Origin of the sequence: Bacillus sp. BML-BC051 (assembly GCF_019656175.1) — a bacterium.
Lineage (GTDB): Bacteria > Bacillota > Bacilli > Bacillales > Bacillaceae_G > Bacillus_A > Bacillus_A mobilis.
On record NZ_BPLI01000058.1, the window covers coordinates 37,552 to 46,822 of the forward strand.

Consider the following 9,271-nt stretch of genomic DNA (forward strand, 5'->3'; position numbering starts at 1 on the left):
TTTTGGAGAAAAAGGAAAAATATACAAATGATAAAATATATTAGTTTTAATGGTGACCAGTAAATAGTGTAAATACTGTTATAAGTAAAAATCCACTAGTAGCCCACGTAAGAAATGAAAGGAAAGAGAGCTGTTTCTTTGCCTTCCAAAGCATTTCATGAATTGTGACATAGCCAAGGGAACCGATAGCGCTCCCCATAATGAGTCCTTGTAAATGTAGGGCTTTTCCTTCCATCAAAATGCCAAAAACAGTACCGGTACCGAGAATAAGGGAAAGTAATAAAGTTGTTAATAAAAAGGAAATATATTTATGTTTTGTAAAGAGGAAGGGGATAATTAAAGCTAATCCTTCAGGAATATGGTGAATTACAATCGCAAGTAAGAAAGGAATGGCAGAATCATTATGATTTATAAATGCTGTACCTAATGCAAAGCCACTCGGCAAATTATGAATAAATATAGCAAGAGAAAGAAAAAGGAAAGTTTGCCATGCTTGTTGATCTTTTTTATGTATCATTGGATGATGACAATAGTTATCTAATAAGCTCATAACTAAAATACCGATAGCTATACCGAGTATAGGGCCGATTATTTCATAGCTTGCAAATGTTTCAGGAATAATTTCAAGGGATAAAAGCCCAAGCAAAATTCCGCCACATAATGCATATAAACGATGCATTTTTTCCTCAATTAGCTGGCGCGTAGCAATGCCGACAGCACCGCCTAATAGTAATCCACCGAATGAAAAAAATGTAACTATCATAGGAATCCATAATCGTTCCATCGTATCACACTCCGATTCTTCCACTTATTTTTAGCTTACGAAAAGGAAAGTTAGATTAGTCCAAGTAATTGTGTTTGATTATAGAGAAAAAACTAATAATTCGTTATAATTTATATATTAAACTTAAGTGGAAATATGAAATGGGGAATATGTTTGCAAACAAAGTGGAGTCTATCTGAATATGAAAATCCAAAACGATATGATGTGGAAAATAAAAGTTTGTCAGATTTTCCGTTTTTACTATCATGGGCAAAAAAACTAAATATACAAAATGAATGGATACTAGATATCGCCTGCGGAACAGGAAGGATTACAATTCCATTTATAGAAAACGGATATCAAATGATTGGTGTAGATATACATGAAGGTATGCTTGCTGAGGCGAAGAGAAAATCTACGGAGTGTAAAAAAGTAAAATGGCTACAACAAGACTGCTTACAATTAAAGATTGAAGAAACGATTCTGTTAGCTTTTATGGTTGGCCACGGATTTCAGCATTTTCTTACGAATACTGATCAAAATAATTTATTAACATCTATTCATCATGTGTTAGCTGATAATGGTATATTTATATTCGATACACGTTTTCCTTCAAAAGAAGAATTAATACAACCATCTACAGAAGAATATTGGACAACTATTAGTGATGAAATGGGAAGAAAATGTAATTTATATACTGAAATGACATACGATTCAATTCAGCAAATACAGCACTACATAACAACAAGAAGATTTTATGAGGATGATGGGCAAGTTGAGGAACTGAAAACAACGATTGATCTGCGCTATACATATCCGCAGGAGTTAGAAAGATTATTAGCAGCGAATGGTTTTGAATTATTACATATATATAATGATTGGGAAGGAAATGAGTTAGGGGAAGACTGCTATTTTATGGTAGTAGTTTGCCGGAAGAAAAAATAGTGTCATTTCATGCTATGTGCTGGATGAAGGTTTTACAGATAATAATTGAAAAGAATAGTAGTAAATGGAGGAACTAATTATGCAACAAATTAAAAAAATAGGAAACTCATTTTGGTATATGACACCTGTTTCTGAAACAGATAGACCTATATTAGGAATGGTCGTTGGACAAGAAAAAACTGTAATGATTGATGCAGGGAATTCAGAAGAACATGCACAATTATTTCTAGAAATGCTACAAGAACAGAATGTACCAAGTCCGGATTTCGTAGCATTAACGCATTGGCACTGGGATCATATTTTTGGATTGCCTGTACTACAAGATGCATTAACTATTGCGCATGCTGAAACGAAAAAAGAAATGCAATCACTAGTATCTTATGAATGGACAGATGAAGCGTTGGACTCACGCGTAAAAGAGGGTACTGAAATTGCATTTTGTGCGGATTGCATCAAGAAAGAGTTTGAAGAAAAAGAGAGAAATATTAAAATTATTCCTCCAACCTTAACGTTCCAGGATCAAATTGAATTAGACCTTGGTGAAGTGACATGCGTGTTAAAACATGTCGGCGGAGATCATGCACATGATTCAGTTGTTATTTACGTGAAAGAAGAAAAGATATTATTTTTAGGAGACTGTATATATGCAAATATCTTTTCTTCAAAGTGGAACTATTCGACGAAACGAACGTTTAAATTAATAGAAGAGTTGGAGGCATTTGATGCTGAAACTTATATTCTTTCTCATGGGACAGCTATAAGCCGGGCTGAGTTTTTACAAGAAATGCATTTATTAAAAACAGTGGGAACTTATACAGAAATTCATAAAGGCGTTGAAGAGAGCATAAAGGAAGCATATAAACAAAACGTAAATAGAGAATTAAATGAAGATGAAATAGAAACAATAACGTTTTTTGTAAATGGTTATGAAATGAATAATCTGTAAGACACTACATTAATCAAATTGGACAAAAAGAGTATTGAAATATAATTCAATACTCTTTTCAATAGTTAAATATGTAGTTTCAACCACATTCTAAATATCAGGGTTCATAGTCTGAAGCGATGTCACTCTATTGATTTTTCGTATAGATACTGGTTTAAGTAGAAGCTTTCTTGGCTAATTCAGTTATATAGTTAAAAAATCCATTGTGGTGTACATCATATACTACGTTTACAGGTCGCCCACCATCAAATTCCACTGTACGCCCCTGGCTAGGTCCATTTGTATGAACACTACTATTAATTGTTTGTAATTTTGCAAGATCAGGTTTTCCTACAAACGCAGCAGTTAATACATCCCACAAATAGTAAGTAGAGTTCGTTGAGAAGTGAACGAGAGGAGGGACCATTGCATAGCATTGACCAAGGAAATCAATACCAATATATTTTCTCTCTTTTGCCCAACGTTCACGTATGTCTATAGTTAATGGGACTTGGTTTGTACTTTCTAGTGTCACTAAGTCAATTTTAATTTTTGATTCCCAAACACGAGCTACTGCTTCAGGGTCCCAAAACGAATTCCACTCAGCTGTTCCATCATGTTCGGGTTCATGAACATTGCCGGCAGTACGAAATGTTCCTCCCATCCAAACAAGGCGCTCAATTTTTTCTTCGATTACAGGTGCTTCATATAGTGCACGGGCTAAATCGGTAAGCGGACCTGTAAATAATAAAGTTGTCTTCTCTTCAGTTTGTAGTAGGGTTTCAATTAAGTGGTGATGTGCAGGTTTTGCCGCTATAGGTGTTACAACTTTTCCAGACTCATTTAAAATTGGTAAAGCATCTACATAAAATGCATGCATCCGCCAGTCTTTTGGAAATGGATTTTTCGCACGGGAATTTGATGCAGCTACTTCAATATTTCCATTGCCGAAGCGATCAATAATTTTGCGACTTGCAGACATTGCTGGTTCTAAATAGCAATCTGCAGGGATAACGGAAACACCTGTAAGCTTGACATTATCCATCTGGAGTAATAAAAATAGTGAAATTAAATCATCTACACCACCATCATGATTGAAGTACACTTTTTGCATCATTGTAATCTCCATCCTATATAATTTAGTAAGGAATTAAATATGAATTGCGGAAAAATCATCAATAATTTCCACCACTTCAATTTTCCCATTAATCAGTAACTCAGGAAGTTCATTACTAACGTTTCCTTTCCAATACTCTCTAGCTTGTTCAATTTTTTTGGAGAAAGGAATACCGTCTTCTTTCGGTAAAAGGTTACCGTCACCTTCAAAACAATGTCCAATCACTCGTATTTTAACAATCTGTAACACTTCTCGATTGTAAGAATCAAATAATGTTTTCCATTTTAAAGCATTTTCATAGCTCTTTGCAGCATATAAACAAGATAACCTGGAAGGGTATTCAGGGAATTCTTGTAGTCTTACCATTTCTACAATCGTTTCTCTAACAGCTCTAATTGTTTGATCCATATAATTCAAAACTACTTTAGCATCTTCATTCTTTATATGTAGTTCTTTATTTGTATAATGTTCTTTTAAAATTTGCATAGTATCTTCACCGTTAGAATTTATATGTTCTCTTTCAAAAAAGAAATGAAATAGGGTATTCATTTGATTTTTATCAAAATGAATGTTTTGTCCTATCTTCATTTTTTTCCTTGTTACGATGTGATATGCATAAAATTCTTGTTCATACATGTTTATCCTCCTAGTAGTAATGTAATTCAATGTTAAATTTAGTAATTCAACATTGAAATATATAAAACCTTTATAAATAAAAGTGAGAATATGAGTAGAAAGTATAGTAAATATATGATAACGCTTTAAAAATGTTCACAAAATGTTCACTTACGAAGAGGTTTCCATAATCGATATAATGACAAAGACTTAAACAGAAAGGATGATAGACATTGCCAACAACAAGAAAGGAAAACCTCCAGTTTGGTATGATGATGTGCCTTGGGATGGTTATTGTAATGACGTTTTATAATTTATTCATGAACGGAACAGGGGGACCAATTCATATTAAGGAGATCGCATTAGAACTACTAATTGGATTCATTATTGCACTATTAATTGAAATATGTATCGTTGGACCTTGTGCGAAAAAACTTGTCCTCGCGTTACCGTTTGATAAATCCAAAAAAGCAAATATTATTATTGCGATGGCGACAGCTATGGTAATGGGAATGGTTTTCTTTATGTCTTTTTACGGAATGGCTATGATGTATTTACATGGTGGACTACAAGGAGACTCGTTTATTTCGATGTATTTTTCAATTTTTATTAAAAATTTCATTATGGCGTATCCATTACAATTAATAATTATGGGGCCGCTTGTGCGTTTCATATTTGGAAAGTTTGTTATGAAGAATAAACCTGTTAATGTAGCGTAGTTATTATTATTAAAATTACATATATTAATGAACAAAAAAACACACTTCAATTATTTTGATGTGTGTTTTTTTGTTCATTCGCAGTTATTTTCATACTGATGTGACATTTGTCCTTTTGCCTTTATAGGAATATAGCGTTTAATTAAGTCAGAAATAGAAGGTTAGGAGATGATTCTTTGAAAGGTATTATATTTGCTGTTTTAGCTGGCGTATTTATTACACTACAAGGCACATTTAATGCGAAACTTAGTTCACATATCGGTATATGGTCGACGAGTATTATTACGCATTTCATTGGATTCCTTATTGCAACAACAATATTTTTGTTAAAGAAAGAAGAGAAAATAGCGGATTTGAAGGATATGAAAAAAATATATTTAGTAGCTGGTGCACTTGGCGGGTTAATTATTTGTGCAGAAACAGTAGCGATACATTCAATGGGAGTTACATTAACAGCTGGAACACTTATGGTTGCTCAATTATTAACAGCAACTCTTATTGAAATGAAGGGATTATTTCAAATAAAAAAGATACAGATGGAGAGATATCATATTGTGGGAACCATAGTAATAATTATAGGGATTGTTGTATTTAATATGTAAATGGAAGGAGGAAATGAATGTGGAGAACAGATCAGATTTAATTATTCATTATTTGAAAACCAATAAAACGCTCGAGGCTTTTTCAGAAATAGGTACAGCTTATTTTCAATTAAATCATTTTGAAAAAGGCGAGCTTATTTGCAATATAGATGACGAAATGGATCGTTTATATTTTGTTGTTAAAGGTAAAGTAAAAGTTTACACGATTACACCAGAAGGAAAGAAACTAATCCTGCGCTTTATCAATCCATTGGCGGTTGTTGGTGATATTGAATTCATACAAAATAGCAAAGCACATAATGTCGTTGAAGCATGTTCAGATGTTGTAGCAATCTCCATTTCTCATACAATTATTAGGAACAAGTTATTACAGGATCCTATATTAATGAACTTCTTGCTTGAAAACATTGCAAACACATTAAAAATATCAACTCGTTTTACAGCACTTAATTTACTTTATCCAGTAGAAGTACGTGTAGCTAGTTATTTACTTTCTATTTCCACTGACAGTAACGGGAATATGTATAAAGAAGATTTGGATGCAACTTCGGTATCAAGTATTGCGGATTTTATAGGAGTAAGTTATCGGCACGTAATTCGGGTGTTACAAAAATTTTATAAAGAAAAATTAATTGAAAAGAACAATGGAGTTATTGTAATTAAAGATTTTTTTAGAATGAAGGAAGTTGCTAAAAATAATATATATGAGCAATGAATAGGGGAGAGGGAATATGATTGGATTTAGTTTAGCTATAATAGCTGGCGTATTAATTAGCTTACAATCTGTTTTTAATGCAAAGGTAAATGAAAGTGTAGGACAGTGGTTAACAACAGCATGTGTTCTTGGAATAGGTCTCATAAGTTCTATTCTATTTTATATCATTACAGAAAACAGTATTAGCATTAAAGTGTATACTACAAATTATTTGTTTTATGTAAGTGGATTGTTTGGCATCGGGTTAATTATTTGTATAATGGGTGCAATAAAGAGTTTAGGTCCAGCGTATACGGTGTTAATTAGCCTTATTACTCAATTAGTTGTTGCGTTATGTATTGATACATTCGGATTATTTGGAATGGAGAGCATTCCATTGCAAATAAATAAATTAGTTGGGATCGGTCTATTAATTGTAGGGGTAGGAATTTTTAAAAATCTATTTTCGAGTAAGAAAACTATTCTTATAAATGAGGATAAGAAGTAGTGAATATATTTTTGTGAAGAATTTACATCTATACAATACAATTATAAGTCAGTAACTAAAGCTGTTGAAAAATAAGAAAAGAAGAAGACCTTGTAAACTTAAGGTCTTCTTTTTTATTTTCTATTGAATCGCACATGAACAAATTTTAACATCTTTATTAAGTTTACAATTCGCATCATAATGCGCGTACTACCATCCCAATCTTTATTTGTAGGTATATCTTTAAAGAAAGGAGAGCAGCTTAATACTTTTATAGTAGAAGACCATTTTTCTATTGATTTTGGATTGTTTACATAAAAATGCATCATTGCGCCGTTATTACCGGATTTCTTTACAGTAGCATTTGAAAGATTCAGTGCGAATTTTGATTCAGCGTCAAAGTATAATTCGCCTCCAGGGAAACGTTTTGACATAGCGACTATGATTTTCTTCAAATCCTCTTCTTTAAAGTAATAAAACACGCCAGCTGATATAAAAAGAATACCATCGTCTGGATTATATTTTATATCGTCAAACCAAGAAGTATTAAAAAATGATTTAGCGATGCTCATGTTTCTTGGTGTATCTACAATTAATGTTTTTCGAAATGAAATAGCATCGGGCAAATCAAGATTATACCAATGTATCGTACCGTTATCAATTCTAGAAAAAGTAGTGTCTAGTCCAGAACCGATATTTACAATAGTAGCATTTGGATGTTTTATAATGAATTTTTTTATCGTATCATCAATTTTTCGTGCGCGAGTAATGTATGTGATACATCCGTATTCACCAAATGTATTTGCTATTGTTGAGAAGTCAAAATCACATGCTTTAATAATATAAATAGCCTCTGTATCATCTAAAATATCTTTATTGTTCTCACTGCCATACGCACGTCCCCATAGTGGAATAAGCATCGTCCCTTGTACTGAATGTATATCTATTTCTTTAACCATGAAATATCCTCCGTGTAATATAAAATTATTTGTATTTTTAATTGTTATTTAACATTTTTGAGAGCATTTTATTTGTTTTATACAATCCGTAAGTTAAATCACGTTGATCTTCTTCACTTAGTTTCTCAAGATTATGAGTGAAATTATTATATATTTGTTTCCATCTCTCATAATGTACCTTTTCAGCTTTTTCTGTCAGAGAGATGAGTACAGCTCTTTTGTCTACCGTATCTTGTTTTTTTATAATGTATCCGTTTACTTCTAAATTACGAACTGTTACGCTTAATTGTTGTTTAGGAATGTTTAAATAACTGGCAATCATTTTTAAATTTACAGGCATCTTTTGTTGTGCGATGTATTCGACTACGTGTTGCTCTATATGTGTAAATTCAGATGATTTTTCCGATAATAATTTGAAAGTACCTGACATATTTAATAACAAATTCATGTATTCGTTTAATAATTCGTTTTGGGTCATCATTTTCGCTTCCTTTATGTATTTAGTAATTATTTTATTACTATTTTAATGGTAAATCAAATAATTTAATCTATTATAGTAAATTAATGTTTACTATATTTCTTTAAAAAAATTATATGAATTGAAATAGGAGAGGAGATTATGACCGGAAAGGAAATATTACTAAATACAAATAAGTAATGCATGCAATGTCTTTTTTAGTTATTATGTTGTAAATAATTTTATGTTAAAATCTTTTACATAATGAAATAAAGGGGTAGTATTCTATGGGTTATTTCTCAAACAGTTTATTAGTTTTGTTTGTCCTGATCGTCTGTAGTTGTATGATTTTTGGTTAATAATATAATGATAGATTTATATAAAAGAAGTTAACTGAGGTGAAGTTAACTTCTTTTTATTTTATGATAAGAAGGAATTATATTGTTCTTATGGAAGTTTGTTTAAGTTAATTTCATATTAAGGCTAATTTTATGAAGTACAAACGAGAAAATAAGGAGTATTCACATGAATAATAGTATAAATTACACAATGGAACACCCGACAGATTTCAATGGATTATTAGCGTTATATGAATCTTTAGGATGGAATTCGCTACAATTAACGGTTAACGAGTTAGAACAAATGTGTAAACAAAGTTGGTATGCAATGTATGCTTTTGATGATAAGAAATTAGTAGGGATGGGGCGTATTATATCAGATGGTGTAATTACGGGTGTTATTTGTGGTGTTTGTGTATTGCCAGAGTATCAGTCCATAGGTATCGGAAAAGAAATAGTAAAGCGATTAATCCGGCACTGTGAACAAAACAAGGTTATTCCCCAACTTATGTGTGTGGAAAAATTGCAAGCTTATTATGAATCTATAGGATTTGAGGCATTTTCTGTTGGAATGACAAAACATATAATAAGATAGTGGGGCTTCTTCTTTTTGGTTTACTTATATATATTTTTAATAAAAGAGCATGTTT

General features: G+C 31.8%; 12 protein-coding genes. 7 read left to right on the plus strand and 5 right to left on the minus strand.

Going from position 1 to position 9,271, the window contains the following annotated elements:
• Window positions 1-46 precede the first annotated feature (46 nt).
• Complete coding sequence (locus K5S59_RS22185; RefSeq protein ID WP_120450138.1) at window positions 47-784, minus strand: ZIP family metal transporter; 738 nt, start codon at window positions 782-784, stop codon at window positions 47-49.
• Window positions 785-919: 135 nt separating this feature from the next.
• On the opposite strand from K5S59_RS22185, the gene K5S59_RS22190 reads away from it, so the two are divergent.
• Window positions 920-1,708 carry a class I SAM-dependent methyltransferase gene (locus K5S59_RS22190; RefSeq protein ID WP_212981870.1) on the plus strand — a complete coding sequence of 263 codons (789 nt, stop codon included), beginning with the start codon at window positions 920-922 and terminating at the stop codon, window positions 1,706-1,708.
• A gap of 79 nt (window positions 1,709-1,787) precedes the next feature.
• Complete coding sequence (locus tag K5S59_RS22195; protein ID WP_001186123.1) at window positions 1,788-2,654, plus strand: MBL fold metallo-hydrolase; 867 nt, start codon at window positions 1,788-1,790, stop codon at window positions 2,652-2,654.
• A 154-nt stretch (window positions 2,655-2,808) separates the two neighbouring features.
• Here the strand turns inward: K5S59_RS22195 and K5S59_RS22200 are convergent, their stop codons facing one another.
• A complete protein-coding gene (locus K5S59_RS22200) occupies window positions 2,809-3,750 on the minus strand; it encodes a nucleoside hydrolase (protein WP_033656045.1) in 942 nt (313 codons plus the stop codon).
• A gap of 33 nt (window positions 3,751-3,783) precedes the next feature.
• Complete coding sequence (locus K5S59_RS22205) at window positions 3,784-4,386, minus strand: DUF2441 domain-containing protein (protein ID WP_000273208.1); 603 nt, start codon at window positions 4,384-4,386, stop codon at window positions 3,784-3,786.
• 212 nt (window positions 4,387-4,598) lie between these two features.
• Between K5S59_RS22205 and K5S59_RS22210 the strand changes: the two genes are divergently transcribed.
• From K5S59_RS22210 to K5S59_RS22225, 4 genes are all read left to right on the plus strand, one after another.
• Window positions 4,599-5,084 (plus strand): DUF2798 domain-containing protein, encoded by a 486-nt coding sequence (locus K5S59_RS22210; protein ID WP_097845106.1) that lies wholly within the window; start codon window positions 4,599-4,601, stop codon window positions 5,082-5,084.
• A 176-nt stretch (window positions 5,085-5,260) separates the two neighbouring features.
• A complete protein-coding gene (locus K5S59_RS22215) occupies window positions 5,261-5,686 on the plus strand; it encodes a DMT family transporter (RefSeq protein ID WP_120450140.1) in 426 nt (141 codons plus the stop codon).
• Between the two features lie 19 nt (window positions 5,687-5,705).
• On the plus strand, window positions 5,706-6,401 hold the full coding sequence (locus K5S59_RS22220; RefSeq protein ID WP_000431593.1) for a Crp/Fnr family transcriptional regulator: 696 nt from the start codon (window positions 5,706-5,708) through the stop codon (window positions 6,399-6,401).
• Between the two features lie 16 nt (window positions 6,402-6,417).
• Window positions 6,418-6,888, plus strand: a complete 471-nt coding sequence (locus K5S59_RS22225; RefSeq protein WP_000579005.1) for a DMT family transporter — start codon at window positions 6,418-6,420, stop codon at window positions 6,886-6,888.
• Window positions 6,889-7,001: 113 nt separating this feature from the next.
• Here the strand turns inward: K5S59_RS22225 and K5S59_RS22230 are convergent, their stop codons facing one another.
• Entirely contained in the window at window positions 7,002-7,826 is an 825-nt protein-coding gene (locus K5S59_RS22230; RefSeq protein ID WP_000237857.1) for a class I SAM-dependent methyltransferase, read from the minus strand.
• A 37-nt stretch (window positions 7,827-7,863) separates the two neighbouring features.
• Window positions 7,864-8,304 (minus strand): MarR family winged helix-turn-helix transcriptional regulator, encoded by a 441-nt coding sequence (locus tag K5S59_RS22235; protein ID WP_000192922.1) that lies wholly within the window; start codon window positions 8,302-8,304, stop codon window positions 7,864-7,866.
• Window positions 8,305-8,808: 504 nt separating this feature from the next.
• Here K5S59_RS22235 and K5S59_RS22240 point away from each other — a divergent pair.
• Window positions 8,809-9,216 (plus strand): GNAT family N-acetyltransferase, encoded by a 408-nt coding sequence (locus tag K5S59_RS22240; protein WP_001065746.1) that lies wholly within the window; start codon window positions 8,809-8,811, stop codon window positions 9,214-9,216.
• Window positions 9,217-9,271 lie beyond the last annotated feature (55 nt).